The 25939-nt window shown below is 64.4% G+C and carries 34 protein-coding genes; 29 read left to right on the top strand and 5 right to left on the bottom strand.

Going from position 1 to position 25939, the window contains the following annotated elements:
* Positions 1-1503 carry an acetyl-CoA acetyltransferase gene (locus BB28_RS19200; RefSeq protein WP_046254663.1) on the top strand — a complete coding sequence of 501 codons (1503 nt, stop codon included), beginning with the start codon at positions 1-3 and terminating at the stop codon, positions 1501-1503.
* Positions 1504-1512: 9 nt separating this feature from the next.
* Here BB28_RS19200 and BB28_RS19195 read toward each other — a convergent pair whose 3' ends face one another.
* The 3 genes from BB28_RS19195 to BB28_RS19185 form a co-directional block, all read right to left on the bottom strand.
* On the bottom strand, positions 1513-2769 hold the full coding sequence (locus tag BB28_RS19195; protein WP_046254662.1) for a cytochrome P450: 1257 nt from the start codon (positions 2767-2769) through the stop codon (positions 1513-1515).
* A gap of 68 nt (positions 2770-2837) precedes the next feature.
* Positions 2838-3308 carry a hotdog fold domain-containing protein gene (locus BB28_RS19190; protein WP_046254661.1) on the bottom strand — a complete coding sequence of 157 codons (471 nt, stop codon included), beginning with the start codon at positions 3306-3308 and terminating at the stop codon, positions 2838-2840.
* A gap of 60 nt (positions 3309-3368) precedes the next feature.
* Positions 3369-4037 (bottom strand): pyridoxine/pyridoxamine 5'-phosphate oxidase, encoded by a 669-nt coding sequence (locus BB28_RS19185; RefSeq protein ID WP_046254660.1) that lies wholly within the window; start codon positions 4035-4037, stop codon positions 3369-3371.
* Positions 4038-4421: 384 nt separating this feature from the next.
* On the opposite strand from BB28_RS19185, the gene rpsJ reads away from it, so the two are divergent.
* Genes rpsJ through rpsQ form a run of 11 tightly spaced genes read left to right on the top strand, consistent with a single transcriptional unit; the run spans position 4422 to position 9761 of the window.
* A complete protein-coding gene (rpsJ, locus tag BB28_RS19180) occupies positions 4422-4727 on the top strand; it encodes a 30S ribosomal protein S10 (RefSeq protein WP_003883485.1) in 306 nt (101 codons plus the stop codon).
* A 14-nt stretch (positions 4728-4741) separates the two neighbouring features.
* Positions 4742-5395 carry a 50S ribosomal protein L3 gene (gene rplC, locus BB28_RS19175; protein WP_030096693.1) on the top strand — a complete coding sequence of 218 codons (654 nt, stop codon included), beginning with the start codon at positions 4742-4744 and terminating at the stop codon, positions 5393-5395.
* Between the two features lie 14 nt (positions 5396-5409).
* On the top strand, positions 5410-6051 hold the full coding sequence (rplD, locus tag BB28_RS19170; protein ID WP_030096694.1) for a 50S ribosomal protein L4: 642 nt from the start codon (positions 5410-5412) through the stop codon (positions 6049-6051).
* Positions 6051-6353: a 50S ribosomal protein L23 gene (gene rplW, locus BB28_RS19165; protein ID WP_005055645.1), complete on the top strand. Its 303-nt coding sequence runs from the start codon at positions 6051-6053 to the stop codon at positions 6351-6353. Before rplD ends, rplW begins: the two co-directional genes overlap by 1 nt.
* 26 nt (positions 6354-6379) lie before the next feature.
* Positions 6380-7216, top strand: a complete 837-nt coding sequence (rplB, locus tag BB28_RS19160) for a 50S ribosomal protein L2 (RefSeq protein ID WP_030096695.1) — start codon at positions 6380-6382, stop codon at positions 7214-7216.
* Positions 7217-7225: 9 nt separating this feature from the next.
* Positions 7226-7507 carry a 30S ribosomal protein S19 gene (gene rpsS / locus BB28_RS19155; protein ID WP_030096696.1) on the top strand — a complete coding sequence of 94 codons (282 nt, stop codon included), beginning with the start codon at positions 7226-7228 and terminating at the stop codon, positions 7505-7507.
* The gene (rplV, locus tag BB28_RS19150; RefSeq protein ID WP_030096697.1) at positions 7507-7980 is read left to right on the top strand and encodes a 50S ribosomal protein L22; all 474 of its coding nucleotides are present in this window, start codon (positions 7507-7509) and stop codon (positions 7978-7980) included. Before rpsS ends, rplV begins: the two co-directional genes overlap by 1 nt.
* Positions 7980-8804 carry a 30S ribosomal protein S3 gene (rpsC, locus tag BB28_RS19145; protein ID WP_046254659.1) on the top strand — a complete coding sequence of 275 codons (825 nt, stop codon included), beginning with the start codon at positions 7980-7982 and terminating at the stop codon, positions 8802-8804. Before rplV ends, rpsC begins: the two co-directional genes overlap by 1 nt.
* A 2-nt stretch (positions 8805-8806) precedes the next feature.
* Complete coding sequence (gene rplP / locus BB28_RS19140) at positions 8807-9223, top strand: 50S ribosomal protein L16 (protein ID WP_030096699.1); 417 nt, start codon at positions 8807-8809, stop codon at positions 9221-9223.
* Entirely contained in the window at positions 9223-9459 is a 237-nt protein-coding gene (rpmC, locus tag BB28_RS19135; protein WP_046254658.1) for a 50S ribosomal protein L29, read from the top strand. Before rplP ends, rpmC begins: the two co-directional genes overlap by 1 nt.
* Positions 9456-9761 (top strand): 30S ribosomal protein S17, encoded by a 306-nt coding sequence (gene rpsQ, locus BB28_RS19130; RefSeq protein WP_005077598.1) that lies wholly within the window; start codon positions 9456-9458, stop codon positions 9759-9761. Before rpmC ends, rpsQ begins: the two co-directional genes overlap by 4 nt.
* A gap of 128 nt (positions 9762-9889) precedes the next feature.
* Here rpsQ and BB28_RS19125 read toward each other — a convergent pair whose 3' ends face one another.
* Entirely contained in the window at positions 9890-10741 is an 852-nt protein-coding gene (locus BB28_RS19125) for an alpha/beta fold hydrolase (protein ID WP_046254657.1), read from the bottom strand.
* A 173-nt stretch (positions 10742-10914) separates the two neighbouring features.
* On the opposite strand from BB28_RS19125, the gene BB28_RS19120 reads away from it, so the two are divergent.
* From BB28_RS19120 to rplO, 17 genes are all read left to right on the top strand, one after another.
* Complete coding sequence (locus BB28_RS19120; RefSeq protein ID WP_046254656.1) at positions 10915-11922, top strand: cutinase family protein; 1008 nt, start codon at positions 10915-10917, stop codon at positions 11920-11922.
* 6 nt (positions 11923-11928) lie between these two features.
* A complete protein-coding gene (locus BB28_RS19115; protein ID WP_046254655.1) occupies positions 11929-13272 on the top strand; it encodes an MFS transporter in 1344 nt (447 codons plus the stop codon).
* 276 nt (positions 13273-13548) lie between these two features.
* Complete coding sequence (gene rplN / locus BB28_RS19110; RefSeq protein ID WP_005055680.1) at positions 13549-13917, top strand: 50S ribosomal protein L14; 369 nt, start codon at positions 13549-13551, stop codon at positions 13915-13917.
* Positions 13918-14235, top strand: coding sequence for a 50S ribosomal protein L24 (rplX, locus tag BB28_RS19105; RefSeq protein ID WP_030096705.1), 318 nt, complete (start codon positions 13918-13920; stop codon positions 14233-14235).
* Entirely contained in the window at positions 14235-14816 is a 582-nt protein-coding gene (rplE, locus tag BB28_RS19100) for a 50S ribosomal protein L5 (RefSeq protein WP_046254654.1), read from the top strand. Before rplX ends, rplE begins: the two co-directional genes overlap by 1 nt.
* Complete coding sequence (locus BB28_RS19095; protein ID WP_043076460.1) at positions 14816-15001, top strand: type Z 30S ribosomal protein S14; 186 nt, start codon at positions 14816-14818, stop codon at positions 14999-15001. The genes rplE and BB28_RS19095 overlap by 1 nt, the downstream gene beginning before the upstream one ends.
* A 108-nt stretch (positions 15002-15109) precedes the next feature.
* Positions 15110-16624 carry a carboxylesterase/lipase family protein gene (locus tag BB28_RS19090; RefSeq protein ID WP_046255982.1) on the top strand — a complete coding sequence of 505 codons (1515 nt, stop codon included), beginning with the start codon at positions 15110-15112 and terminating at the stop codon, positions 16622-16624.
* Between the two features lie 48 nt (positions 16625-16672).
* Positions 16673-18688, top strand: coding sequence for an acyltransferase family protein (locus BB28_RS19085; RefSeq protein WP_052740286.1), 2016 nt, complete (start codon positions 16673-16675; stop codon positions 18686-18688).
* Between the two features lie 412 nt (positions 18689-19100).
* Positions 19101-19640: a hypothetical protein gene (locus BB28_RS19080; protein ID WP_046255980.1), complete on the top strand. Its 540-nt coding sequence runs from the start codon at positions 19101-19103 to the stop codon at positions 19638-19640.
* A 57-nt stretch (positions 19641-19697) separates the two neighbouring features.
* Positions 19698-21050 carry an NADP-specific glutamate dehydrogenase gene (gdhA, locus tag BB28_RS19075; RefSeq protein WP_046254653.1) on the top strand — a complete coding sequence of 451 codons (1353 nt, stop codon included), beginning with the start codon at positions 19698-19700 and terminating at the stop codon, positions 21048-21050.
* Between the two features lie 56 nt (positions 21051-21106).
* Complete coding sequence (locus tag BB28_RS19070) at positions 21107-21598, top strand: MBOE_33420 family protein (protein WP_046254652.1); 492 nt, start codon at positions 21107-21109, stop codon at positions 21596-21598.
* A 265-nt stretch (positions 21599-21863) separates the two neighbouring features.
* A complete protein-coding gene (gene rpsH, locus BB28_RS19065) occupies positions 21864-22262 on the top strand; it encodes a 30S ribosomal protein S8 (protein WP_030096712.1) in 399 nt (132 codons plus the stop codon).
* 15 nt (positions 22263-22277) lie between these two features.
* Positions 22278-22817, top strand: a complete 540-nt coding sequence (rplF, locus tag BB28_RS19060) for a 50S ribosomal protein L6 (protein ID WP_030096713.1) — start codon at positions 22278-22280, stop codon at positions 22815-22817.
* Between the two features lie 2 nt (positions 22818-22819).
* Positions 22820-23227: a 50S ribosomal protein L18 gene (rplR, locus tag BB28_RS19055; RefSeq protein WP_030096714.1), complete on the top strand. Its 408-nt coding sequence runs from the start codon at positions 22820-22822 to the stop codon at positions 23225-23227.
* A gap of 28 nt (positions 23228-23255) precedes the next feature.
* Positions 23256-23921, top strand: coding sequence for a 30S ribosomal protein S5 (rpsE, locus tag BB28_RS19050; protein ID WP_030096715.1), 666 nt, complete (start codon positions 23256-23258; stop codon positions 23919-23921).
* Positions 23914-24096, top strand: a complete 183-nt coding sequence (gene rpmD, locus BB28_RS19045; RefSeq protein WP_005055719.1) for a 50S ribosomal protein L30 — start codon at positions 23914-23916, stop codon at positions 24094-24096. The genes rpsE and rpmD overlap by 8 nt, the downstream gene beginning before the upstream one ends.
* Positions 24097-24099: 3 nt before the next feature.
* Positions 24100-24540, top strand: a complete 441-nt coding sequence (gene rplO / locus BB28_RS19040) for a 50S ribosomal protein L15 (protein ID WP_030096716.1) — start codon at positions 24100-24102, stop codon at positions 24538-24540.
* A 127-nt stretch (positions 24541-24667) separates the two neighbouring features.
* Here the strand turns inward: rplO and BB28_RS19035 are convergent, their stop codons facing one another.
* On the bottom strand, positions 24668-25897 hold the full coding sequence (locus tag BB28_RS19035) for an EstA family serine hydrolase (protein WP_046254651.1): 1230 nt from the start codon (positions 25895-25897) through the stop codon (positions 24668-24670).
* Positions 25898-25939 lie beyond the last annotated feature (42 nt).

The following is a 25939-nucleotide window of genomic DNA, read 5'->3' as shown; positions in this document are numbered from 1 at the left end:
ATGGCCCTCGACCCTCGCACGCCGGTCCTCGTCGGTACCGGACAGGTCAACCAGCGGACAGACGCCGACAGCCCGTTCTCCGAGATCCCCGAGCCCATCGATCTCATGGAGCGAGCGGCCCGGCTGGCCGCCGAGGACGCAGGTGCGCCGGACCTGCTCACAGCCGTCGACACGGTGTCGGTGGCGAACATCTTCTCGTGGAAGTACCGCGACCCCGGCGCGCTCCTCGGCGAACGTCTGGGTGCGGCGCCCAAGCGCACGTTCTACACCGGTCCCAGCGGCAACTCGCCGCAGCTGTTGGTCAACCACGCGGCTGCCGACATTCTGGCCGGGGACGCTGATGTGGTTCTCATCGGTGGGGCCGAGATGTGGCGTTCACGCAACAAGATGATGGCCACGGGAGTGCAACCGTCGTGGACGACTCAAGACGAATCCATCGCCGAACCAACCATTCTCGGCGGCCGGATGGATCAGGTGGGCGGCGCCGAGACCACCATCGGCCTCATCTCTCCCGGACATGTGTACCCACTGTTCGAGCAGGCGATCCGGGTTGCCAATGGCGTGTCCATCGCGGAACATCGGACCGCTATCTCTCAACTATGGCAGCGGTTCAACGCGGTAGCGGTGCACAACGCACACGCCTGGTCCAACGATGCGTACACCGCCGAGGAGATTGCCACTCCCGGCCCTGACAACCGGTGGATCAGTTCCCCGTACACCAAGCTGATGAACTCCAACAATATGGTCGAGCAGGGCGCGGTGCTGCTGCTGACCTCCGTGGAAACAGCGAGGCGTCTCCGAATTCCGGAGGACCGCTGGATATTTCCGCTCGCGGGCAGCCAGGCCAACGACACCTTCGCACTCAGTGAGCGCGATGAGCTGCACCGCTCTCCGGCCATCCGCCTCGCGGGAAGGCGTGCGTTCGACATCGCCGGGCTGAGTACCGACGACGTGGACCTGATCGACATCTACTCATGTTTCCCCTCGGCGGTGCAGGTTGCGGCCACCGAGTTGGGGCTGGCGCTCGACGATCCCGCGCGGCCGCTGACGGTCACCGGTGGGCTTACGTTCGCCGGTGGTCCCTGGTGCAACTACGTCACACACTCCATCGCCACCATGGCAGAACGGCTCCGCGAACTCCCGGGCGCGAAGGGGCTGATCACGGCCAACGGCGGATACCTGACCAAACACGCGTTCGGAATCTACGGAACCGAGCCGCCCGCATCCGGGTTCAGGTACGAGGACGTGCAGTCAGAGGTCGATCAGGAGCCTAAAACCGAGGCGGCCGACGGGTATTCGGGCGCGGCGACCGTCGAGGCCTGGACCGTGAACTACGGGCGAGACGGGTCCCCATTCCAGACATTCGTGAGCATCCGCACACCCACGGGGGCGCGTACCTTCGCCAAGATCGAAGACCGGGAAGCGGCGGCACAGATCGCGGATACCGATATCGCAGGCGCCTCAATCGAAGTCGCGGCGGACGGTTCCGCCCGACTCAGCTAGGACCGGCCGTCACCGCAAGCTGTAGCGGATGGGCAAGTGCTTGATGCCCCCGACGAATATGGTCGACATCCGCTCGACATCTCCGTCGATCTCGATGGATTCCAGCCGGGGCAGTAGTGCCGAGAAGAAACTGTTGACCTCCATCCGCGCCAGCGCGGCACCCAGGCAGAAGTGCACACCGAATCCGAACGCCAAGTGTTTGTTCGGATCTCGACCCACATCGAAGGTGAACGGATTACCGAAGGTGTCTTCGTCGCGGTTACCCGAGGGGTAAGAGAGCAGCACCGAATCACCCTCGGCGATGGAGACACCACGAATCTCGGTATCGGCCGTCGCGGTGCGCATGAACTCCTTGACCGGTGTCACCCATCGGATCATCTCGTCGACCGCCAACGGCATGAGATCGGGATTCTCGCGCAGCCGTGCCAACTGGTCCGGATGCTGCAGCAGTGCTTCGAGCCCACCGGCGATGGTGGCGCTGGTGGTGTCGTGCCCGGCGGTGGCGATGATCGTGTAGTACGAGGCGGTGTCGACGTCGCTGAGCAGCTCACCGTCCACCTTCGCGTTGGCGATCGTCGATGCCAGGTCATCGGTGGGGTTCTCGCGGCGAGATGCGGTCAGACCGCTGAAGTATCCGAAAAAATCCAGCAGGGCCAGCAGCTGCTCCTCCGGAGTGGCGCCGCGCTGGAATTCGGTGTCGTCACCACCGAAGAGTTCCTGGGTGAGTTTGAGCATCCGGTCGAAGTCCGATTCGGGAATGCCGAGCAGCGACATGATGACGTACAGCGGGAAGTGCACCGCGACATCCTGTGCGAAATCGCAGGTACCGCCGGCCTCCAGCAGTTTGTTCACGTATCGGGCGGCGAGTTCATCGGTGCGGAGTTTCATGTCCCGCATGGCCTTCGGCCGGAACCAGTCGGCTCCGATGGCGCGCAGCACACGATGCTTGGGATCGTCGATATGGACCAGGGTCTTGAGCTCGATCCCCATGGCTGCCTGCTTGTCCAGCTCGGCCTCTTGCTCGAGGTTCATCAGCAGCGGACGCGGTTCGTTGATCCAGAGCGTGTTATCGCGCTCGACGTCCATGATGTCGTCGTGCTTGGTGACCGCCCAGAACGGTCGATAGTTGTCGGTGACGACTCTCGCCACGGGTTGTTCACGCCGTAACAGGGTCAGCGCGTCGTGCAGGCGGGGCTCGTCGGCATAGGCGGTCGGATCGGCCAATACTCGGCCGGCTTCCTCGATTTCAGACAGTGCGGTGGCCATAGCCGGAGTGTGCGCGCGGCACACCATAGATTTGTCTATAACGGCAAAAATTTGGCCGCCGAAGGTGTTTAGGCGGGGGTCACCCAGGTGGTGATCTCTGCCTTCACCACTTCCTTGCCATCACGATCGGTGATGCTGATCGGCACCACCACATCGGTGCCTTCGGTAATCGAGGCGAAGTCCAGGCCCTCCAGCTTGGCGATCGCCCGCAGCGAGGTGGTGGCCTTACCGAGGTACTGCACATTCATCGCCTTGGGAATCCACCGATGCGAGGACGGGGTGGTTGCCTCCATCAACATGCCCATCGCGACCTCGGCCAGGTTGCATGCGGCGATCGCGTGGAATGTCTTGAGATGGTTGTAGACGAAGTACCACTTGGGAGCGGTCACCTCGCAGTAGCCGGGCTCCATCCGGTGCACATGCGGCACCACGGAGGCGAAGTAGGGGACACGGGCCATCATGGCAGCGGAGAACAGGGCGGAGCCGCCGGGCTTGTTCTGCAGACGCTGCCAGGCCTTATAGGTCGGAGATGCACTCACAGCACGTACCTTACTTGAAAGTAAGATGACTGCGAACTCGGCTGCCGATTCCTACTCGATTCACGGCCAGAGCCGTGTGCGCTCCCATCCGTCGTCAGTGCATTGGTAACTCAGCCGCAGGTGCTTCCGATCGGGGGAGCCCTGCCAGAACTCCACCTGCGTGGGCCGTACCGAGTAAGACACCCACTCGACCGGCACCAGCTCCGGGTCGTCCGCCAACTTTCGGTGGGCCTTTTCAAGCTCGGCGTCGATTTCCGCGGTGTCCGCCAGCGGCTGGCTCTGTCGCAGCGTCAATGCCATTGCCCGGGATCCGATGGGCCTACCCAGGAAGTCGGCAGCGCTCGCCTGCGCACCGTCGTCGACAACCGTGCCCACTACTCGAACCTGCCGCACCACCGCGGGCCAGTGGAAGGTCAGCGCGGCGACAGGATGCGACGACAGATCGCGGCCCTTCTGGCTCACCGAGCTCGCCGCGAAATGCCAGCCGTTCTCGTCGATGGCCTTCACGATCAGCACCCGGGCGCGCGGTGCACCCTGCGCATCGACCGTCGAGATCGTCATCGCGTGCGGCTCGGGAACGCCTGCCTGCACCGCTTGCTCGATCCATTCGGCGAACAAGGGGAGCGGTTCATCAGGGGCGTCGTCGATATTGAACGGTGGTGCACTGCCGGAGAGGACGGGCAGTGCCCGCAGAAATGAACGCCCTCCGTCGGCATCTGACCAGCGCACGTCGCGACCTCCTCAACGGATCTTGTACCAGCGTTCCAGACGTCCCCGGATTCGCAGGTCAGGGGCTCGCAGTTGCCGCTGCCGGGTGGGTGCGCCAGGGATTTGGCCGCAGCCGCGGGATAAGGCATACTGTTCGGGTTGCCGTGAACCGGTTGCAGTGCCTTGGGTCGCCCATGGTGCGCTGCGAACGGGGACGGCGAACCACAAGCGCCCTTACGGGCGCGTCGGCCCAGTCCAAGCGACGAGAATTTTCGACGTGGACGACTGTGCGCGAGGGCGACACGCCCGACCGCGGGGGTCGGTGAACTACGACAGGTAAACAGCGGCGGTATCGGGTGGTGCGCTTCGGCGCGCTCCGGACCAGTGATAGTAGAGGTAGGAAGCGTGGCGGGACAGAAGATCCGCATCAGGCTCAAGGCCTACGACCATGAGGCTATTGATGCCTCTGCGCGCAAGATTGTTGAGACGGTGACCCGTACCGGCGCGAGTGTCGTTGGACCTGTGCCGCTGCCAACCGAGAAGAACGTGTATTGCGTTATCCGGTCGCCGCACAAGTACAAGGATTCGCGCGAGCACTTCGAGATGCGCACCCACAAGCGGCTCATCGACATCCTCGACCCGACGCCGAAGACGGTTGACGCGCTCATGCGCATCGACCTGCCGGCCAGCGTCGACGTGAACATCCAGTAGGAGAACCAGAAACCATGGCAAGAAAAGGAATTCTGGGCACCAAGCTGGGTATGACACAGGTGTTCGACGACAACAACCGGGTTGTCCCGGTGACCGTCGTCAAGGCCGGACCCAATGTGGTGACCCGCATCCGCACCCCCGAGCAGGACGGCTATAGCGCCGTTCAGCTGGCTTTCGGTGAGATCAGCCCGCGCAAGGTGACCAAGCCGGTCACCGGTCAGTTCGCTGCCGCGGGTATCAACCCCCGTCGCCATCTGGCCGAGCTGCGTCTGGACGACGAGGCCGCTGCCGCCGAGTACGAGGTCGGTCAGGAGCTGACCGCCGAGATCTTCAGTGACGGCGCGTACGTGGACGTCACCGGAACCTCGAAGGGCAAGGGCTTCGCCGGAACCATGAAGCGTCACGGCTTCAGTGGTCAGGGCGCAAGCCACGGTGCACAGGCCGTGCACCGTCGTCCCGGCTCGATCGGTGGCTGCGCCACCCCGGGTCGTGTCTTCAAGGGCACGCGGATGTCCGGACGTATGGGTAGCGATCGCGTCACCACGCAGAACCTGGTGGTGCACAAGGTTGATGCTGAGAACGGCGTACTGCTGATCAAGGGTGCCATCCCCGGACGTAAGGGTGGCCTGGTTGTGGTCCGCACCGCTGTCAAGCGAGGTGAGAAGTAGTGTCTGAGGATTTTTTGAAGATCGCAGTCAAGGCTCCGGGTGGCAAGACGGACGGCTCCATCGAGCTGCCGGCCGAATTGTTCGACGCCCCAGCCAATATCGCGCTGCTGCACCAGGTGGTGACCGCTCAGCTGGCCGCAGGCCGTCAGGGCACCCACTCCACCAAGACGCGTGGCCTGGTGTCCGGTGGTGGCAAGAAGCCTTACCGCCAGAAGGGAACCGGCCGTGCCCGTCAGGGTTCGACCCGCGCCCCGCAGTTCACCGGTGGTGGCATCGTCCACGGCCCGCAGCCGCGTGACTACAGCCAGCGCACGCCCAAGAAGATGATCGCTGCCGCCCTGCGCGGTGCGCTGTCTGACCGGGCTCGCAACGGCCGGATCCACGCGATCACCGAACTGGTTGCCGGACAAGAGCCCTCGACCAAGAGCGCCAAGTCGTTCCTGGCCGAGATCAGCGACCGCAAGCAGGTACTGGTGGTGCTGGGCCGCGACGATCTGACTTCGGTCAAGAGCGTCCGGAACCTGCCGAACGTGCATGTGCTGGCCTACGACCAGCTCAATACCTATGACGTGCTGAAGGCCGATGACGTGGTGTTCAGCGTCGAGGCCCTCAACGGCTTCATCAACGCCAAGAAGAAAGAGGAGGTGTCGGCCTGATGGCAACCATCGCTGACCCCCGCGACATCATCCTGGCCCCGGTGATCTCGGAGAAGTCGTACTCGTTGATCGAAGACAACGTGTACACCTTCATCGTCCACCCGGACTCGAACAAGACGCAGATCAAGATCGCCATCGAGCAGATCTTCAGCGTCAAGGTCTCCTCGGTGAACACCGCCAACCGGCAGGGCAAGCGCAAGCGCACCCGCACCGGTTTCGGACAGCGCAAGAGCACCAAGCGCGCCATCGTCACCCTGGCACCGGGTAGCAAGCCGATCGACCTGTTTGGAGCCCCCGCGTAGTCGGGGAGTAGAGGACTAGAGAAGACATGGCTATTCGCAAGTACAAGCCGACGACCCCCGGTCGCCGCGGCTCGAGCGTCGCCGATTTCTCGGAGATCACTCGCTCGACTCCCGAGAAGTCGCTGGTTCGCCCGCTGCACGGCACCGGTGGCCGTAACGCCCACGGCCGCATCACCACTCGTCACAAGGGTGGTGGCCACAAGCGTGCCTACCGGTTGATTGATTTCCGTCGCCACGACAAGGACGGCGTCAACGCCAAGGTCGCGCACATCGAGTACGACCCCAACCGCACCGCGCGTATCGCGCTGCTGCACTTTCTGGACGGCGAGAAGCGTTACATCATCGCGCCGGTCGGGCTGTCGCAGGGTGACGTGGTGGAGTCGGGCGCCAACGCCGACATCAAGCCGGGTAACAACCTGCCGCTGCGCAACATCCCGACGGGTACCACCGTGCACGCCGTCGAGCTGCGTCCCGGTGGTGGAGCCAAGATGGCCCGCTCTGCCGGTGCCGGTATCCAGCTGCTGGGTAAGGAAGGCGCTTACGCATCCCTGCGTATGCCCAGCGGTGAGATCCGCCGTGTCGACGTGCGCTGCCGCGCCACCGTCGGCGAGGTCGGCAACGCCGAGCAGGCCAACATCAACTGGGGTAAGGCCGGCCGTATGCGGTGGAAGGGCAAGCGCCCCACCGTCCGTGGTGTCGTGATGAACCCGGTCGACCACCCGCACGGTGGTGGTGAAGGTAAGACCTCCGGTGGTCGTCACCCGGTGAGCCCGTGGGGCAAGCCCGAAGGCCGCACCCGCAAGCCCAACAAGGCGAGCGACAAGCTCATCGTCCGTCGCCGGCGCACCGGCAAGAAGCGCTAGGAGTAAGCGATGCCACGCAGCCTCAAGAAGGGCCCGTTCATCGACGACCATCTGCTCAAGAAGGTCGACGTACAGAACGAGAAGAACACCAAGCAGGTCATCAAGACCTGGTCGCGTCGGTCGACCATCATCCCCGACTTCATCGGCCACACCTTCGCGGTGCACGACGGGCGCAAGCACGTCCCCGTCTTCGTCACCGAAGCAATGGTCGGTCACAAGCTGGGTGAGTTCGCCCCGACGCGGACCTTCAAGGGTCACATCAAGGACGACCGAAAGAGCAAGCGGCGCTAATGACTACAACGACTGAATACCCATCGGCCAAGGCCGTTGCACGGTTCGTGCGGGTCTCGCCGACCAAGGCACGCCGGGTCATCGACCTGGTGCGCGGCAAGTCGGTAACCGACGCCATCGACATCCTGCGGTGGGCACCGCAGGCAGCCAGCGAGCCGGTTTCCAAGGTCATCGCGAGCGCTGCTGCCAACGCGCAGAACAACGACGGACTGGATCCCTCCACCCTTGTGGTGACGGAGATCTTCGCCGACGAAGGCCCGACCGCTAAGCGCATCCGTCCCCGCGCGCAGGGTCGTGCATTCCGGATCCGCAAGCGCACCAGCCACATCACCGTGGTGGTGGAGAGCCGTCCCAAGTCCGAGAAGGGTGGTAAGGGCGGAACCTCACAGGCCGCCGCTCGCGCCCGCCGGGCCGAGGGCTCGAAGGCTGCCGCCAACAAGACCACCGCTGAGGCGAAGGGAGGCTCGCGCTAGTGGGCCAGAAGATCAATCCGCACGGTTTCCGGCTCGGTATCACCACCGACTGGAAGTCCCGCTGGTACGCCGACAAGCAGTACGCGGACTACGTGAAGGAAGACGTGGCGATCCGCCGCCTCCTGGCCACTGGCCTGGAGCGCGCCGGCATTGCCAAGGTGGAGATCGAGCGCACCCGTGACCGGGTTCGCGTTGACATCCACACCGCACGTCCCGGCATCGTCATCGGCCGTCGTGGCACCGAGGCCGACCGCATCCGCGCCGACCTGGAGAAGCTGACCAAGAAGCAGGTGCAGCTGAACATCCTCGAGGTGAAGAACCCCGAGGCCGAGGCTCAGCTGGTTGCCCAGGGTGTCGCCGAGCAGCTTTCGAATCGTGTGGCATTCCGCCGCGCGATGCGCAAGGCCATCCAGTCGGCCATGCGTCAGCCGAACGTCAAGGGCATCCGGGTGCAGTGCTCCGGCCGCCTCGGCGGTGCTGAGATGAGCCGCTCGGAGTTCTACCGCGAAGGTCGGGTGCCGCTACACACGCTGCGCGCCGATATCGACTACGGCCTGTACGAAGCCAAGACCACCTTCGGCCGCATCGGTGTGAAGGTCTGGATCTACAAGGGCGACATCGTCGGTGGCAAGCGCGAGCTCGCCGCCTCGGTGGCCGCGCCTGCCGGTGACCGTCCCCGCCGTGAGCGTCCGGCCGGTGCCCGTCCGCGTCGTAGTGGCGCTTCGGGTACCACCGCGACGAGCACCGAGGCCGGCCGTGCCGCCGCAGAGACCCCTGCCTCGGACGGAGCTAGCGCTCCGTCCGCAGAAACCACGGAGAGCTAAACATGCTGATTCCCCGTAAGGTCAAGCACCGCAAGCAGCATCACCCGAAGAAGAAGGGCACCGCCTCGGGCGGTACCACTGTCGCCTTCGGTGACTACGGCATTCAGGCGCTGGGCCATGCATACATCACGAACCGGCAGATCGAGTCCGCTCGTATCGCCATCAACCGGCACATCAAGCGTGGCGGCAAGGTGTGGATCAACATCTTCCCCGACCGTCCGCTGACCAAGAAGCCCGCCGAAACCCGCATGGGTTCCGGTAAGGGTTCGCCGGAGTGGTGGGTTGCGAACGTCAAGCCCGGTCGCGTTCTGTTCGAGTTGAGCTACCCGAACGAGGAGACCGCGCGCGAAGCGTTGACGCGCGCGATCCACAAGCTGCCGATCAAGGCGCGCATCATCACACGAGAGGAGCAGTTCTGATGGCAGTGGGAATTTCCGCTGGCGAACTGCGGGAAAGCACCGAGGAAGAGCTGATCACCAAGCTGCGTGAGTCGAAGGAAGAGCTGTTCAACCTGCGCTTCCAGATGGCCACCGGCCAGCTCGCCAACAACCGTCGGCTGCGTGCGGTGCGCGGGGAGATCGCGCGCATCTACACGGTGATGCGTGAGCGCGAGCTCGGATTGGCCGCAGGACCCGATAGCGAGGACAGCAAGTGAGCGACACCAAGAAGGCCGCAGGCCCCAAGCACACCCCGGCCACCGAGCAGCCGCGCGGCCGTCGTAAGACCGCCATCGGCTATGTCGTGTCGGACAAGATGCAGAAGACCATCGTGGTCGAGCTCGAGTCCCGCAACCGGCACTCGCTGTACGGCAAGATCATTCGCACCACGTCGAAGGTCAAGGCCCACGACGAGAACGGTGACGCCGGTGTCGGCGACCGCGTCTCGCTGATGGAGACCCGTCCGACGTCGGCCACCAAGCGGTGGCGCCTCGTCGAGGTGCTCGAGAAGGCCAAGTAGTCAGATACGCACAAAGCGCGCCGTTCCCGAAAGGGGCGGCGCGCTTTTGCGTTGGGGAGCCTGCGCCGAGTGCATACCGCACGCAGGTGAATCCGGCGATGTGTCTGCGTGCGGTATGCGTTCGACGACTAGCGCCGCAGGAAGTCCACGACCGTCTGCTCGAAGGCCTGCTTGGCTTCGATCATCACCCAGTGGCCGCTGTTGGGGAAGATGTGCAACTCGGCGTTGGGGATGAGCCGCATCGGCACGATCGCCATGTCCGGCGGGCTGACCCTGTCGTCGCGGCCCCAGGTGAGCAGTGTCGGGCACTTGATCTTGTGCATCATCGCCCAGTACGGTGCGATGTCGGCGTTCGCGAGGAACTGCTGTTGCATCGCAAAGGCTTTGGAGCCGTACATCAGCTGCGCGGTTTTATGCGCGTCCGGGTTGATCGCCGCTTCCCAACGCTCCTCGATGAGTTCCTCGGTGACCACGGCGGGATTCCACACCATCGAATTGAGCCAGCGGACCAACTTGTCGCGATCGGGGTTATCGGTGAACTCCTGCAGCAGGCGCAGGCCCTCACTGGGGCTCGGGCTGAAGATGTTCGGGCCCACGCCGCCGATGGTGACGAGTTTGGTGATGCGATCGGGGTGCTTGATCGCCAGATTGATGCCGACGACTCCACCCATGGAGTTCCCGACAATGGCGGCGGATTCGATGCCGAGGCCGTCCATGAACCGGATCACCGAGGAGCCGGCCGTCAAGACCGGGTGCCCCTGCACGGCGTCGCTGACGCCGAACCCGGGGAACTCCAAGACATAGGTGTGGAAATGCTTCGCGAAAACCTCGAGGTTCCCGCGGTAATTACGCCATCCGGTTACGCCGGGCCCGGAGCCGTGCAGCAGGATCAGCGGCTCGCCCTCCCCGGCCTCGTGGTAGCGCAGCACACCCTCATCGGTGGCCAGTTCCTTCTTGGTGCCCTCGTATGTCACGTCCACGACATAAGAGTAGAACGTGTTTCAGTTTCCGGTGACGGCGGTGCCCGCTGAGCGGGTAATTCGCGCACGGGCCCTCCGGACGCGGATCAGGTGTGAGTAAGGGCCCGGTAAGAGTCATTTCGGATGGCCCCAACCTCTGTAAATGTGCGGGCCGACCTGTCTACGCTGGACGAATGAACCGATACGTCAAGCGTGGATCGGTCGGGGTTTCGATGTTCGCGGTATCCGCGGCAGCCGCCGCGGTGCTCACCGCACAAACGGAGAGCTCTCCCACCGCCAGAGCGGCGGGCTGTCCGGATGTGGATGTGTCCTTCGCGCGCGGGACCAACGATTCGCCGGGCCTCGGCGATGTCGGCAAGGCCGTCACCGACGAGATCGTCGAGCGGCTCCCGGGCAAGAGTGTCGACATCTATGCGGTCAATTACCCGGCCAGTTTCGATTGGGTCCGTGCCGGCGATGGCGCCAACGACATGAGCTTCCACGTCCAGGAAGTCGCGCGAAACTGCCCGAACACTCAGTTCGTGCTGGGCGGTTTCTCTCAGGGCGCAGCCGTCGTCGATGTGCTGTTCGGCAAGAACGGAACAGGGCTCACCTTCAACAACCCGCTCCCGGCAGACCTCGAAAAGCGCATCCCCGCAATCGTATTGATCGGGAATCCGAAAAATTGGCAGGTTGCCGGCATGAATCTGGACCTGGAGATCCGGGACGATCTGCGTAGCAAGGTCATCGACATCTGCAACCCCGGTGACGGGATCTGTGATCCGGCCGGCGGCGGACTCGGCCCGCACATGCAGTACAAGTCCGACGGATCGGCCGACCGGGCCGCCGACTTCGTCGTCGGCCGGCTCAACGCGGTGGCCGCCGGCAGTAGCGCCACGACTCCGAGCAGCAGTTCGACGAGCGGCCCGGCGTCGACCTCCAAGAGTGCCAATCCGTTGAGCGCGACGACCTCGCCCGCGGTCACGACGCCATCGCCCACCACATCGGCACCGCAGCCCTCATCGTCCACACCGAAGCCAGTGGCGGCATCGCCGACGCGCAAGGCGCCGGCGTGGATGATGCCGTCGACCGACGGCCCGGCAGCCGACGCTCCCGCCGCGGTGGCGTCGACCAGCAGCATCACCGCGCCCGATCCTGCCCGGCACGGCCCTCCGCCGGGTCCGGCGTCCGGTGGTCAGTAAGCCTGCATGACCGTTTCGACCACCAACACGCCAACTCCATCGGGCCGGGCCGACACGCGCCGCGCCATCTGGAACACCATCAGAGGATCCTCCGGGAATCTCGTCGAGTGGTACGACGTCTACGTCTACACCGTCTTCGCGATGTACTTCGAGAAGCAGTTCTTCGATGAGACCGACGAGAACTCGACGGTCTACGTCTACGCGATCTTCGCGGTCACCTTCATCACCCGGCCCCTGGGATCGTGGTTCTTCGGCAGGTTCGCCGACCGGCACGGTCGCCGTGCCGCGCTGACCATCAGCGTCTCGCTGATGGCGGCGTGCTCCATGGTGATCGCCCTGGTGCCTTCGCGTACCAGCATCGGAATGGCCGCACCGATCGTGCTGATCCTGTGCAGACTCGTCCAGGGCTTCGCGACGGGAGGCGAGTACGGCACCTCGGCCACCTACATGTCCGAGGCGGCCACCCGTGAGCGGCGCGGGTTCTTCTCATCGTTCCAGTACGTGACATTGGTGGGCGGCCATGTGCTTGCCCAGTTCACGCTGCTGATCATTCTGACCGTCTTCGACAAGGATCAGGTTCACGAATTCGGTTGGCGCATAGCCTTCGCCGTCGGAGGTGTGGCCGCGATCGTCGTGTACTGGTTGCGGCGCACCATGGACGAATCGCTCAGCGAGGAGCAGCTGGCGGCCATCAAGGCCGGTGCCGACACCAGCTCCGGGTCGATGCGCGAGCTGCTCACCCGGTACTGGAAACCGCTGCTGCTGTGCTTCCTCATCACCATGGGCGGCACCCTCGCGTTCTACACGTACAGCGTCAACGCACCGGCAATCGTCAAGACCGCCTACAAGGACCAGGCCATGACTGCCACCTGGATCAATCTGGCGGGGCTGATCTTCCTCATGCTGCTGCAACCCATCGGCGGACTCATCAGCGACAAAGTGGGCCGCAAGCCGCTGCTGCTGTGGTTCGGTTTTGGGGGAGTGGCCTACACGTATGTCCTCATCACCTATCTGCCGCAGACGCGGTCGCCGATCGCATCATTTCTGTTGGTCGCCGGGGCGTACGTCATCCTGACCGGATACACCTCGATCAATGCGCTGGTGAAATCCGAGCTCTTTCCGTCTCATGTGCGCGCGCTCGGGGTAGGGGTGGGCTACGCGCTGGCGAATTCGGTGTTCGGTGGGACAGCGCCACTGATCTATCAGGCGCTCAAGGAGCACGGTCAGGTGCCGCTGTTCATCGCCTACGTCACGGTGTGTATCGCGATATCGCTGGTGGTGTACCTGGTCTTACTGAAGAACAAGGGCGATACCTATCTGGACCGCGAGCAGGGCTCGGCGTTTTCCTGACGTCGAGACCGAGGTTGTGGCGAGAATGTGCGAGACGAATCCGCCAGAACCAAGGTTTCGGTGAGGGGAGCGGGTCCAGTGGCTCGGATTTGTATCCGACCTGCGGGTTCACCTACACTAGGGCGGTTGTCTTGTGGGTGCTTTGCGCCCCGGGGCAGGTAGGCATTCCCACCAGGTGAAAACCCGGGGATGGCGCGTGCCCTGAAGACAACATGACCGCGTGTGTCGGGTCGGAATCCGGCACACATCCACTTCCAGGTCACGTAGGAGAGACCAGTGATTCAGCAGGAGTCACGGCTGAAGGTCGCCGACAACACCGGTGCCAAGGAAATCTTGTGCATCCGCGTGCTCGGTGGCTCGTCGCGACGCTATGCCGGGATCGGGGACATCATTGTGGCGACCGTCAAGGACGCCATCCCCGGAGGCACCGTCAAGCGTGGTGACGTCGTCAAGGCCGTCGTAGTCCGTACCGTCAAAGAGCGTCGCCGCCCGGATGGCAGCTACATCAAGTTCGATGAGAACGCCGCCGTCATCATCAAGGCCGACAATGACCCGCGTGGTACCCGCATCTTCGGGCCCGTCGGTCGCGAGCTTCGCGACAAGAAGTTCATGAAGATCGTTTCGCTCGCCCCGGAGGTGCTGTAAATGAAGGTGCACAAGGGCGACACCGTTCTCGTCATCGCAGGCAAGGACAAGGGCGCCAAGGGCAAGGTCATCGCGGCCTACCCGGAGCGCAACCGTGTCCTCGTCGAGGGCGTGAACCGTATCAAGAAGCACACCGCACAGTCGGCGAATGAGCGTGGCGCGCAGTCCGGTGGGATTGTCACCCAGGAGGCCGCCATCCACGTGTCGAACGTGATGGTGATCGACTCCGACGGCAAGCCCACTCGTATCGGCTACCGCATCGACGAAGAGACCGGCAAGAAGGTCCGCATCTCCCGCCGCAACGGGAAGGACATCTGATGACCACTACCGAAAACGCTCAGCCCCGTCTGAAGACTCGCTACCGCGAAGAGATCAAGACCGCGCTGAACGACGAGTTCAAGTACGCCAACGTGATGCAGATCCCGGGCGTCGTGAAGGTTGTCGTCAACATGGGTGTCGGCGACGCTGCGCGTGACGCCAAGCTCATCAACGGCGCCGTCACCGACCTGGCCGCGATCACCGGCCAGAAGCCGGAGATCCGCAAGGCGCGCAAGTCCATCGCACAGTTCAAGCTGCGTGAAGGCATGCCGATCGGTGCCCGCGTCACGCTGCGCGGCGACCGCATGTGGGAGTTCCTGGACCGCCTCGTGTCCATCGCACTGCCGCGTATCCGCGATTTCCGCGGCCTGTCGCCCAAGCAGTTCGACGGCAAGGGCAACTACACCTTCGGTCTCACCGAGCAGTCGATGTTCCACGAGATCGACGTGGACTCCATCGACCGCCCGCGGGGCATGGACATCACCGTCGTCACCTCGGCGACCAACGACGACGAGGGGCGGGCGCTGCTGCGGCAACTCGGTTTCCCCTTCAAAGAACTTGAGCAGGGAGCGAAGAAGTAATGGCGAAGACTGCGCTGGTCAATAAGGCCAACAAGAAGCCGAAGTTCGCGGTACGTGCATACACCCGGTGCAACCGGTGTGGACGCCCGCACGCCGTGTTCCGCAAGTTCGGCCTGTGCCGAATCTGCCTGCGGGAGATGGCGCATGCCGGCGAGCTGCCAGGCATCCGCAAGAGCAGCTGGTAAATCTCTGATCAATAGGCCGGGACTCGACGAGTCCCGGCCTATTGTCGTCTCTCCAGCGGTCTGGGCCTTCAGGCCATTACGCTTGCGCCCGTGCCCGAGAAGCGAGACATGACGCGGTTGCTATTGGCTGTGCTGGTGCTCTTGGCAGCCGTCGTGGCATGCAGTCCCACCACAGCCGCGGACCCGACGATCGTCAACATCCGTGCGGGCGCGGTGCGCGGACACATCGACGACGAGGTGCGTGTCTTCACCGCTATTCCGTACGCGGCGCCGCCGGTCGGCCCGCGCCGGTTCACCGAGCCAGAACCCGTCGAACCGTGGTCGGACACCCGCGATGCGACCGGCCCGGGCGTCGAATGCCCGCAGCCGGGGGCCGAGAGCGATCTCACCCAGAGCGAGGACTGCCTGGTTCTCAACGTCACGATGCCGCGGCACACCGAGGGGAAGGTGCCGGTGCTGGTGTGGATTCACGGCGGCGCCTTCATTGCCGGCAACGGTGTCGGCTACAACGCGCGAAAACTGGCCGCCCAGGGCGGGATAGCCGTCGTCACCATCAATTACCGGCTGGGGACGCTGGGGTTCTTGGCCGCACCGGGCCTGTCCGATGTAATCGGCAACTACGGGTTGCTGGATCAGGAGGCGGCGCTGCGCTGGGTGCGTGACAACATCGCCGCGTTCGGTGGTGATCCCGGTCAGGTAACCATCGGCGGTCAATCGGCGGGCGGCGTATCGGTATGCGATCTGATGGTGGCGCCGAAGGCCTCCGGGCTGTTCCGGTCGGCCATCATGGAGAGCGCCCCGTGCCAGGCGCAGGCCCCCGTCTCGTCCGCCGTCCGTGACAGCACCGCCTATGCGGCCGACGTGGGTTGCCCGGCCGGGCCCGGTGCCGCCAGCTGCTTGCGCGCATTATCGGTTGACGCGCTGCGGGATTCGCCGCAGTTCACCGGGATCGGACTGCCGGTGAGCCCGGTGACCGGGACACCGGAGCTTCCGGCGCCGCCACTGGACGCATTCACCAGCGGCCTGTCGTCTCCCGTCCCCGTCCTCATCGGCAGTAATGCCAACGAAGCTACGGTGTTCGAGGCCCAGCAGTATCAGCACAAGCCCGTGCCCGGCACCGACGAGTATCAACGTGCGCTGGAAAGCAAGTACGCCGACCGCGCCACCGAACTCGGACGGCGATACCCCTTGTCTGCGTACGGCGGGAACGTGCTCGCCGCGCTCGCGGCGATCGACACCGACAACAGCTACGCGTGCCCGACCCTCGATATGGCCGAGGCGCTGGTCAGGAAGGCGCCGGTATACGCCTACGAATTCGCTGACCCCGCCGCACCGGTAGAGCAGCAGTATCAAGGCGCACCGTTGCCGTTGGGAGCCTCGCACGGTTCGGAATTGGGTTACCTGTTCGACCTGTCCAGACCGCTGAGTCAGGAATCGGCGGCCCTGTCCACGCAAATGATCACCTACTGGGCACAGTTCGTGAAGACCGGGAATCCGAACGGCAGCGGTCAGCCGGAATGGCCCAAATATGCGCCCGGAGGTGCGTTCCTGCGTCTGGCGCCACCGGCGCCCACGCCGATGGCGGGCTTCGCCGACAACCATCAGTGCGGTTACTGGCGGTAGCCGTCGCTGTAGGCCGATCTGGGAACGGTCGTCATCTAGACTCAGCCGGTGGTTGACCGCCGGCGAGATATTCAAGGTTTGCGGGCGGTAGCCGTTCTGCTCGTGGTCGTCTATCACAGCGGCCTGCCGATTCCCGGTGGATTCATCGGCGTCGATGTCTTCTTCGTCATCTCCGGATTTGTGATCACCCGGCTGCTGCTGCGCGAGACCGACCGGGCAGGCCGCATCGATCTGCGTCGCTTCTATGCGCGCCGGGTACGCCGTCTGCTACCCGCGCTTGCCCTGTTGATTGTCGTGGTGCTGCCGATCGCCGCAGTCATCCAAAGTCCGCTGGGGTCAATGCAGGTCGCGGCACGAACGGCCGCCGCCGCAGCCTTGTTCGTCTCGAACGCGGTGCTTTTCCTGGAGCCCTCCGGATACTTCGCGGCGCCGGCGGCGATGAATCCGTTCCTGCACACCTGGTCGCTTGCGGTCGAGGAGCAGTTCTATCTCATCTTCCCGGCCATGATGGCGTTGGCCGCCTACGTGGCGACACGTCGGCGGGCAAGTCGGTTGGCTGTCACATTCTCGCTGCTTCTGGCGCTGTCGGTGGCATCGCTGCTGCTCGCGATCTACCTGACCGCCAGCGATGGTTTCCCGTTCCACGCGCACAATGCGGCCTTCTCGTTCTACAGCTCGCCCACGCGCGCATGGGAATTCGGCGTCGGTGCGCTGATCGCATTGGGGGAGAGCCGGATACGCCGATGGGATGCTCGAGCGGCGCTACCGATAGCGGCGCTCGGCGCGGCCGGCGTCACCTGGGGTGCCGTTGCGATATCCGCGGCAGATCCCTTTCCGGGAATCAATGCGCTGGTCCCGGTGCTGGGCTCGGGCCTGCTGATCATCGCTGGGACCGTACCGTCGCGCCAGCCCGTCGGCTGGCTGCTGTCGTCGGCGCCGATGCAGTGGATCGGGGATCTGTCCTACAGCTGGTACCTGTGGCACTGGCCGCTGATCGTTTTCGCCAACAATCTGCTCGGCGCCGAGCATCGCTGGCTGGTGCCCTGCGTGGGCGTGCTCTCGTTGCTTCCGGCCTGGTTGTCCAAACGGTATGTCGAAGACCCGATCCGGACGGGACGGAAACTGGCCGATCTTCGCGCACCGCGACTCGCGGCGGCGTCGGTCGGCGTGGCGGTCTTCGTTTCGGCCGTGACATTCGGTGCCGCGCAGATAGCCACGCCTGCGATTCGTGACGCGCGTGCGCAGCGGGCAGCCCATCTGGATGTCGGCAGAGGGTGCGTCGGCAACATGCCGGATGCCGAAAAGACCCGTCTGGATTGCCTGTGGCCCCAAGGCGCGGATGTCGATTCGCGGTCGGTCGTCCTCGTCGGCGATTCCAATGCCGGACAGTTCGCCGAGGCGCTCGTCCCGGCGGCGACACAGCAAAACCGGACGATGCTTCTCGCGACAAACGCCGCCTGCCCTTTCGTCGAGCTCGTGCTGGATCCTTCGCCGCCCGGCTGCACCGACTTCGTACAGCGTTGGACGAGTGCGTTGGCAGACGTCCAGCCGGGCCTGGTGGTGATCGCCTCCGCCTCCAGTGACTACTTCCTCGCTGATCAACATGTGCGGTTCCGGCTTCCGGATACGCAGCAATGGATCACTGATGACGCCGGTAAGGGCCGGTTGTGGCAGCTGGGCATGGCCGCAGTGTTACAGAAACTGTCGGCGGCGCGTGTCCCCGTCGTGGTGGTGCATACCTTGCCGCACTTCGTGAACTGGGACCTGTACAAGTGCCCGGGGTACGAGGTCTGGCTGTCGCCCTCCCGGTGCGGTCGTTCGGAGGCGTTGGCAGAGGTTCAGCGCCAGCAGAACACGGCCGCAGCCGCCGAGCAGCGTGCCGCCGAAGGGCTCGTCGGGGTGTCCACCATCGACCTGGGGCCGGTGGTCTGTCCGGATGGCGTATGTCGCACGAATATCGATTCTCGATGGGTGGCGCGCGACGGCGGACACATCACCGTGGGCGAAGCTCAGCGGCTGCAGCCGGAATTCGCGCGTCTCATCGCTGAGCGCGCCCGCCCGTGAGTCGACACGCGCGCCGTTACCGGTGGTGTCCCGGCACACCCTCGGCGGCTCATCAGATTCTGGCTCAGCAACCTTGGCTGCTGTGCCAGCGGGTTCCGGTGAGTCGGCGCGCGCGTCCCTGCCGATTCCGGAGCGGGCAGTCGGACACTTTGCTATCGATTCAGCGCCTGGGGTGTGCCAGCAGGCCGGGAACGTTCCAGGGCTGTGGCCTGTGCTGGAGTTCTCTGCGCAGTGTTGCGCATCTCGCAACGAATGACTGAGTTAGCGGCGGCGGTCCGGCTGGTATACCTTTGTGAGGCCACATTGCTGATAGTCCGGCAGTGGCTCGACAAACTCGCTGATCTGGAGGGTTGGTTAGCGAGAGGGGTCGAAGAAATCATGTCTGAGCAAATTTTGACGAATGGACACACCGATGCAGGTCTCGCAGGGTCGACGAGAAATCAGCAAGGCGCGGTTGCGCACCACCGGCGTCGCGGCGCTCACAGCGCTGGCGCTTGTGGCGCTTCCCGGTGTGGCAAGCGCGGATCCCGGGGTGCTGCAGTCCACTGATCAGCTGGGTCTGCGGTTCGAGACGAGCAGCACACCCCAGCCCGAAGGGGCAACAACCACCGTCACGGTGCGTGCTGCGGACGGGAAGGTCGTGCAGACGATCTCCGAGCCCTTCAAGGGCTTTCTCGGCAACGCCGATGTCGAGCTGCTCGACATCGGCCAGGACGGGCGTGACGATCTGCTGGTTCAGGTGGATGCGCGCGTCAAAGACGGAAAATGGGCGATCTGGCACGCGGTGGGCACCAACCCCAAGTTGTCGCGTGTCGGCGTGGTCGACGGGCATCCTGAGTCTGCCGGACCGGGCCTGATCAGGGCGCAGACCGAACAGGGCACGCTCTTCTATGTCATCAAGGGCAATGCCCTGGCGGTCGCACCCGCACCCGCACCCGCACCCGCGGCCTAGCGTCGCGGTCTTATGCCGCGTGGTTAGCCAAATGCGCTGTGGTGCACTCTATTAGGTATGCCTGACGCTCTGCACCCCGTCTTCCAGCCGCGTTTCCAGACCGTCCTCGCACGTAACGCCGGGGAGGCGGAATTTCAGCAGGCTGTCTACGAGGTGATGGCCAGTCTTACCCCGTTGGTCGGCAAGACACCGGACTATGACCGCTGGTCGATTCTGGAACGCATCTGCGAGCCGGAGCGGCAGATCATCTTTCGGGTCCCATGGATCAGGGACGACGGCGCCGTCGAGATCAACCGCGGCTACCGGGTGGAGTTCAACTCCGCGCTGGGCCCGTACAAGGGCGGTCTGCGTTTCCATCCGAGCGTGAACCTGTCGATCGTCAAGTTCCTCGGCTTCGAGCAGATGTTCAAGAATGCGCTCACCGGGCTCCCGATCGGCGGCGGCAAGGGTGGATCCGATTTCGATCCCAAGGGCCGTTCCGACGCCGAGATCATGCGCTTCTGTCAATCCTTCATGACCGAGCTGTACCGGCACATCGGCGAATACACGGACGTGCCGGCCGGTGATATCGGCGTGGGCCAGCGCGAGATCGGGTACCTGTTCGGGCAGTACAAGCGCATCACCAATCGCTACGAATCCGGCGTGCTGACCGGTAAGGGGCTGCCCTGGGGCGGATCTCAGGTGCGTACCGAGGCCACCGGTTACGGCGTCGTGCTTTTCGCCCAAGAGATGCTCGCGACACGTGCGCAATCTCTGGACGGCAAGACGGTCGTCGTGTCCGGCGCGGGCAATGTCGCGATTTACGCCGTCGAGAAGGCCCAGCAGCTGGGCGCAAAGGTCATCGCCTGTTCCGACAGCGACGGCTACCTCGTCGACGAACGAGGCCTGAATCTCGAACTCCTCAAGGAGATCAAGGAGGTCCGGCGGGGCCGGCTCTCCGAGTACGTCGAGGAGCATGGCGGCGGCGCGCGCCAGGTCACCGACGGCACCATCTGGGAAGTGCCCTGCCAGGTCGCGCTGCCATGCGCCACGCAGAACGAACTCGACGGCAAGGACGCCCGCAGGCTCATCGAAAACGGCGTGCAGCTGGTCGCCGAGGGCGCCAACATGCCGTGCACTCCCGAGGCGGTGAAGTCCTTCCTGGACGCGGCGGTGCTCTACGCCCCCGGCAAGGCGTCCAACGCTGGCGGAGTGGCCACCAGCGCGCTGGAAATGCAGCAGAACGCCAGCCGTGACTCGTGGTCGTTCGAGCAGACCGAAAGCCGCCTGCAGTCGATCATGCGGTCCATCCACAGCACCTGCGTGGAAACGGCGGATCACTACGGCGACCCCGGGAACTATGTGACGGGCGCCAACCTCGCCGGATACACACGCGTCGCCGACGCCATGGTCGCCCTCGGCGTCATCTGAGGATCTTGTTCGATCGTTCGGCTTCGGATGCGCATCCGCTGTGTTATCAGTGACATATGCGCAGCTGGGGCGCGTTTGCGCTCGTGGTCGTCACGGCATTCTCCGGTGCTGCGGTGGCGCGCGCCGACCGGCCCGAACCGGTGCCGCTGTACGGCACGTACGACACCTACCTGGACCATTCGCGGCAGACGTTCGAGGGCAGGCCCGACGCCTCAGAGCCCTCGACCCAGGCGGCGAGCTTCACCACCACCTGCGGCGCGCAGGGTTGCGTAGCGCATTGGTTGCGGCTGGCCGAGCTCGCCGACAATCCCCATGCGCCCGCACTGTTCGACTACCGATGGGACGGCGATCGATGGGAATCGGCCTCGGACTATCCGTTCCACTGCAGTGACGGCCGCGCGGTGATCGCGGCCCGGTCCGACTTCCTGGTGCCGAACGGCGATGGCAGCTTTTCCGGCGAGCGCACGTTCACCGTGGGTGCGCCGGGATGCCCCGACGACGGACCGGGCACCTACTGGCTGCCGTTCACGCTGACGCCGACCGGCTGACCTGCCGCCGTCACCGATTTGGTCGGAACGTCCAGGTCACCTACACTTGACCGGTTGCCTGGGCTGTGTTTCGCCCATGGCCGGTCGGTATGTGCTTTCAGACTCCATGGATCGCACTAGCGATGCACGACCCCTGACCGAACCCGGTCAGATACGGAAGATTACTTCGCAGTAGGCCCACCACGGGATGTACCAGGCCCTTTACGGGAACCGGTACGAGCGTGCTGTATGGGAACCGCGGCGAGAAAGGTTGATGGACTCTGTCATGACTATGACTGATCCGATCGCAGACTTTCTGACACGTCTGCGCAATGCCAACTCGGCATACCACGATGAGGTGACCCTGCCGCACTCGAAGATCAAGGCCAACATCGCCGAGATCCTCAAGCGCGAGGGCTACATCACCGATTACCGCACCGAGGATGCCCGCGTGGGCAAGAGCCTGGTTGTCTCGCTCAAGTACGGCCCTAGCCGTGAGCGAAGCATCGCCGGACTGCGCCGCGTGTCGAAGCCCGGTCTGCGTGTATACGCAAAATCCACCAATCTGCCCAAGGTTCTCGGTGGCCTCGGCGTGGCGATCATCTCCACGTCCACTGGCCTGCTCACCGACCGCCAGGCGGCCCGACAGGGCGTGGGCGGCGAAGTCCTCGCGTACGTCTGGTAGGGGAGGACTAGAAACATGTCGCGTATTGGAAAGCAGCCAGTGCTGGTTCCCGCCGGAGTGGACGTCAACATCGACGGCCAGAACATCTCCGTCAAGGGTTCCAAGGGCACTCTGGAACTGACAGTGAGCGAGCCGATTGCGGTTTCGCGCAACGACGATGGCGCCATCGTGGTGACCCGTCCCGATGACGAGCGGCGCAACCGCTCGCTGCACGGGTTGTCCCGCACCCTGATCGCCAACCTGGTGACCGGTGTGACGCAGGGTTACACCACCAAGATGGAGATCTTCGGCGTGGGTTACCGCGTCGTCGCCAAGGGATCGAACCTGGAGTTCGCGCTCGGTTACAGCCACCCGGTGCTGATCGAGGCGCCTGAGGGCATCACGTTCGCGGTCGAGACCCCCACCAAGTTCTCGGTCAGCGGAATCGACAAGCAGAAGGTTGGCCAGATCTCGGCCAACATCCGCCGCCTGCGTCGCCCCGACCCCTACAAGGGCAAGGGCATTCGCTACGAGGGTGAGCAGATCCGCCGCAAGGTCGGAAAGACAGGTAAGTGACCATGGCTCAAACGAAGACAGAAGCGAAGCAGCACGAGCCCGTCGGCAAGAGTGTCTCGGAGGTGCGCCGCACCTCGCGTCTGCGCCGCCACGCACGTCTGCGCAAGAAGGTGTCCGGCACGGACGCACGGCCACGTCTGGTCGTCAACCGTTCGGCCCGCCACATCCACGTGCAGCTGGTCAACGATCTCACCGGCACCACCCTGGCGGCGGCCTCGTCCATCGAGCCCGATGTGCAGGCAGTGGACGGCGACAAGAAGGCGCGCAGTGCTCGGGTCGGTCAGCTGATCGCCGAGCGTGCGAAGGCTGCTGGCGTGGACACCGTGGTGTTCGACCGCGGTGGCTACACCTACGGTGGCCGGATCGCCGCACTCGCAGACGCCGCCCGCGAGAACGGGCTGGTGTTCTGATGTTCGTGACTTTCAACGGAAGGAATGCATGATGGCGCAGCGCAATTCGGGCGCTCCCGACAATGCGGGCGGCGCCAACGAGGGTCGCGACGGCGGCCGTGGACGCCGTGACAACCGCGACGACCGTCGTGGTGGGCGTGACAACGCCGAGAAGAGCAACTACCTGGAGCGCGTGGTCACCATCAACCGCGTCTCCAAGGTCGTCAAGGGTGGTCGCCGGTTCAGCTTCACCGCACTGGTGATTGTCGGAGACGGCAACGGTCTGGTGGGCGTTGGCTACGGCAAGGCCAAGGAAGTTCCGGCCGCCATCGCCAAGGGTGTGGACGAGGCTCGCAAGAACTTCTTCCGCGTTCCGCTCATCGGTGGCACCATCGTCCACCCGGTTCAGGGCGAGGATTCCGCCGGTGTCGTCATGCTGCGTCCGGCCTCGGCCGGTACCGGTGTGATCGCCGGTGGCGCTGCCCGCGCGGTGCTGGAATGCGCCGGCGTGCACGACATCCTGGCCAAGTCGCTGGGTAGCGACAACGCCATCAACGTGGTGCACGCAACCGTCGCGGCGCTCAAGCAGCTGCAGCGCCCCGAAGAGGTTGCGGCCCGGCGTGGTCTGCCCATCGAGGACGTGGCGCCGGCCGGCATGCTCCGGGCCCGCGCCGAGTTCGCAGCTGCGGCAGCACAGGGAGGCAGCCATGGCTGACGTGAAGATCACCCAGGTGCGCAGCACCATCGGAGCCCGATGGAAGCAGCGCGAAAGTCTGAAGACACTGGGTCTGCGCAAGATTCGTCAGACCGTTGTCCGCGAGGACAACGCGCAGACCCGCGGCCTGCTCCAGGTGGTTCGCCACCTGGTCACCGTCGAGGATGTGAAGTAAGCAATGACCATCAAACTGCATCACCTACGCCCGGCCCCGGGCTCCAAGACCGAGCGCACCCGCGTCGGCCGTGGTGAAGGGTCCAAGGGTAAGACCGCGGGTCGCGGTACCAAGGGCACCAAGGCACGTAAGAACGTGCCGGTGACTTTCGAGGGTGGGCAGATGCCCATCCACATGCGGCTCCCGAAGCTCAAGGGCTTCAAGAACCGCTTCCGCACCGAATACCAGGTGGTGAACGTGGCCGACATCGAGCGGCTGTTCCCCGAGGGTGGCGACGTCACCATCGAGGCCCTGGTTGCCAAGGGTGCGGTGCGCAAGAACGAGCTGGTGAAGGTGCTCGGCAACGGAGACCTCAAGGTCAAGGTGTCGGTGACTGCCAACAAGTTCAGCGACTCGGCTCGCGAGAAGATCACCGCCGCAGGCGGATCGGTCAACGAGGCCTAGTAACCGCTTTCCGGAAAGGGCGTCCACCTTCGGGTGGGCGCCCTTTCTGCTTCGCCGAGCGCATACCAGGAGCAGAGCTATCGCGTGAACTGCCTGCGTGCGGTATGCACTCGGCGAAGCGGAGGGCTCATGTCTGCGGACGTGTGCCCAGCACATCCCGAAACAGTGCTTGGCGTAGCGCGAGTTCGCGGGGGTCGCTGAACAGGTGAAAGCCCAGTCGATTCATCACGTAGGCGAATCCGACACCGGTGTCGGGGTCGGCAAAGCCGAACGATCCACCGAGTCCGGGGGTTCCGAACGCCTTCCTGGACGACCCAAAGATGCAGTCCCGGAACGGTTTGCAGTACCCCAGCGAGAACACCGAGTCGACATGCAGCACCTTGTCGCGGATACCTCTGCTGGGAGGTACGGCGGGCTCTGTCACCGTTTCGAGAGTGGCCGGTGTCAGACCGAGTTCGGCCCCGCCGGTTGCCGCGCAACCGTATGCGCGCGCCACCGAGCGGGCCGAGCCGATCCCATTGGCGGCGGGCATCTCGACGGTGCGCACCTTCTCTTGGTTGAAGTCGGTCATCGCGTCGATATCGTTGGGCAGGTTGGCACTTCGGCCGGTCAGGCCGCGGGGGTTCAGAAGGCCCAGTACGAATCGTGGCGGCATGGTGTTGAGGTGCAGCAGTGCTTCCTGCCGCTTCCAGCCATGTAGTTCGGCCACCCGGCCGCGGTCCACCGAGGCGGGTAATCCGATGTGCAGATCCAGGCCGAGAGGAGCGGCGACCTCGTCGGCGAAGAACCGTCCAATGGTGCGGCCAGCAGGGTCGGTGCGACGGATGAGCTCGGATTCGTACCACCCCAGGGTGAGTGCGTGGTAGCCATGACGGGTGCCCGGTGGCCACGCTGGTCTTTGGGCGGCAAGCACTGCGGAGACCTTGATCGGGTCGGTCAGGTCTGCCAGCTTCAGCGGCGCGTCGAGTGCGGGCAATCCTGCCTGGTGAGACAGCAGTTGACGCACCGTGACATCGGCCTTGCCGGCCTGCGCGAACTCCGGCCAGTAGTCCGCGACTTTTGCGTCGTAGTCGATCATCCCGCGTGATGCGGCGACGGAAACAGCAAGGGATGCAACGCCTTTGGTAGTGGAAAACATGTTGACTATGGTGTCTTCGCGCCACGGGTCCGTGGTGAGGCCGTTGCGGTAGCCACCCCAGAGGTCGACGACCTTCACGCCGTCGCGGTAGACCGAGAATGCGGCACCGATCTCGTCTCCGCGCGCGAAATTGGCGCGGAATGCGTCGGCGATCTTGCCGTACCCTTCATCGACATCGCCGCCGATCAGAGCAGGTGACACCGTCATCTTGAGCGTCATCCGATAGTCATACCATCGGGCATGCAGGCCGGACGCTGATTC

It is taken from the genome of Mycobacteroides chelonae CCUG 47445, from assembly GCF_001632805.1.
Classification (GTDB): Bacteria; Actinomycetota; Actinomycetes; order Mycobacteriales; family Mycobacteriaceae; genus Mycobacterium; species Mycobacterium chelonae.
Note: the sequence above shows the minus strand (reverse complement) of the source record. Positions and strands in the feature narration are given on the sequence as shown.

Excerpts from the sequence above, each read along its gene's own strand:
- BB28_RS19200 (WP_046254663.1), top strand. The coding sequence starts at position 1 with ATGGCCCTCGACCCTCGCACGCCGGTCCTCGTCGGTACCGGACAGGTC.
- BB28_RS19195 (WP_046254662.1), bottom strand. The coding sequence starts at position 2,769 with ATGGCCACCGCACTGTCTGAAATCGAGGAAGCCGGCCGAGTATTGGCC.
- rplC (WP_030096693.1), top strand. The coding sequence starts at position 4,742 with ATGGCAAGAAAAGGAATTCTGGGCACCAAGCTGGGTATGACACAGGTG.
- rplW (WP_005055645.1), top strand. The coding sequence starts at position 6,051 with ATGGCAACCATCGCTGACCCCCGCGACATCATCCTGGCCCCGGTGATC.
- rplB (WP_030096695.1), top strand. The coding sequence starts at position 6,380 with ATGGCTATTCGCAAGTACAAGCCGACGACCCCCGGTCGCCGCGGCTCG.
- rpsS (WP_030096696.1), top strand. The coding sequence starts at position 7,226 with ATGCCACGCAGCCTCAAGAAGGGCCCGTTCATCGACGACCATCTGCTC.
- rplV (WP_030096697.1), top strand. The coding sequence starts at position 7,507 with ATGACTACAACGACTGAATACCCATCGGCCAAGGCCGTTGCACGGTTC.
- rplP (WP_030096699.1), top strand. The coding sequence starts at position 8,807 with ATGCTGATTCCCCGTAAGGTCAAGCACCGCAAGCAGCATCACCCGAAG.
- rpmC (WP_046254658.1), top strand. The coding sequence starts at position 9,223 with ATGGCAGTGGGAATTTCCGCTGGCGAACTGCGGGAAAGCACCGAGGAA.
- BB28_RS19120 (WP_046254656.1), top strand. The coding sequence starts at position 10,915 with ATGAACCGATACGTCAAGCGTGGATCGGTCGGGGTTTCGATGTTCGCG.
- BB28_RS19115 (WP_046254655.1), top strand. The coding sequence starts at position 11,929 with ATGACCGTTTCGACCACCAACACGCCAACTCCATCGGGCCGGGCCGAC.
- rplX (WP_030096705.1), top strand. The coding sequence starts at position 13,918 with ATGAAGGTGCACAAGGGCGACACCGTTCTCGTCATCGCAGGCAAGGAC.
- rplE (WP_046254654.1), top strand. The coding sequence starts at position 14,235 with ATGACCACTACCGAAAACGCTCAGCCCCGTCTGAAGACTCGCTACCGC.
- BB28_RS19095 (WP_043076460.1), top strand. The coding sequence starts at position 14,816 with ATGGCGAAGACTGCGCTGGTCAATAAGGCCAACAAGAAGCCGAAGTTC.
- BB28_RS19090 (WP_046255982.1), top strand. The coding sequence starts at position 15,110 with ATGACGCGGTTGCTATTGGCTGTGCTGGTGCTCTTGGCAGCCGTCGTG.
- BB28_RS19080 (WP_046255980.1), top strand. The coding sequence starts at position 19,101 with ATGCAGGTCTCGCAGGGTCGACGAGAAATCAGCAAGGCGCGGTTGCGC.
- gdhA (WP_046254653.1), top strand. The coding sequence starts at position 19,698 with ATGCCTGACGCTCTGCACCCCGTCTTCCAGCCGCGTTTCCAGACCGTC.
- BB28_RS19070 (WP_046254652.1), top strand. The coding sequence starts at position 21,107 with ATGCGCAGCTGGGGCGCGTTTGCGCTCGTGGTCGTCACGGCATTCTCC.
- rpsH (WP_030096712.1), top strand. The coding sequence starts at position 21,864 with ATGACTATGACTGATCCGATCGCAGACTTTCTGACACGTCTGCGCAAT.
- rplF (WP_030096713.1), top strand. The coding sequence starts at position 22,278 with ATGTCGCGTATTGGAAAGCAGCCAGTGCTGGTTCCCGCCGGAGTGGAC.
- rplR (WP_030096714.1), top strand. The coding sequence starts at position 22,820 with ATGGCTCAAACGAAGACAGAAGCGAAGCAGCACGAGCCCGTCGGCAAG.
- rpsE (WP_030096715.1), top strand. The coding sequence starts at position 23,256 with ATGATGGCGCAGCGCAATTCGGGCGCTCCCGACAATGCGGGCGGCGCC.
- rpmD (WP_005055719.1), top strand. The coding sequence starts at position 23,914 with ATGGCTGACGTGAAGATCACCCAGGTGCGCAGCACCATCGGAGCCCGA.
- rplO (WP_030096716.1), top strand. The coding sequence starts at position 24,100 with ATGACCATCAAACTGCATCACCTACGCCCGGCCCCGGGCTCCAAGACC.
- BB28_RS19035 (WP_046254651.1), bottom strand. The coding sequence starts at position 25,897 with ATGACGCTCAAGATGACGGTGTCACCTGCTCTGATCGGCGGCGATGTC.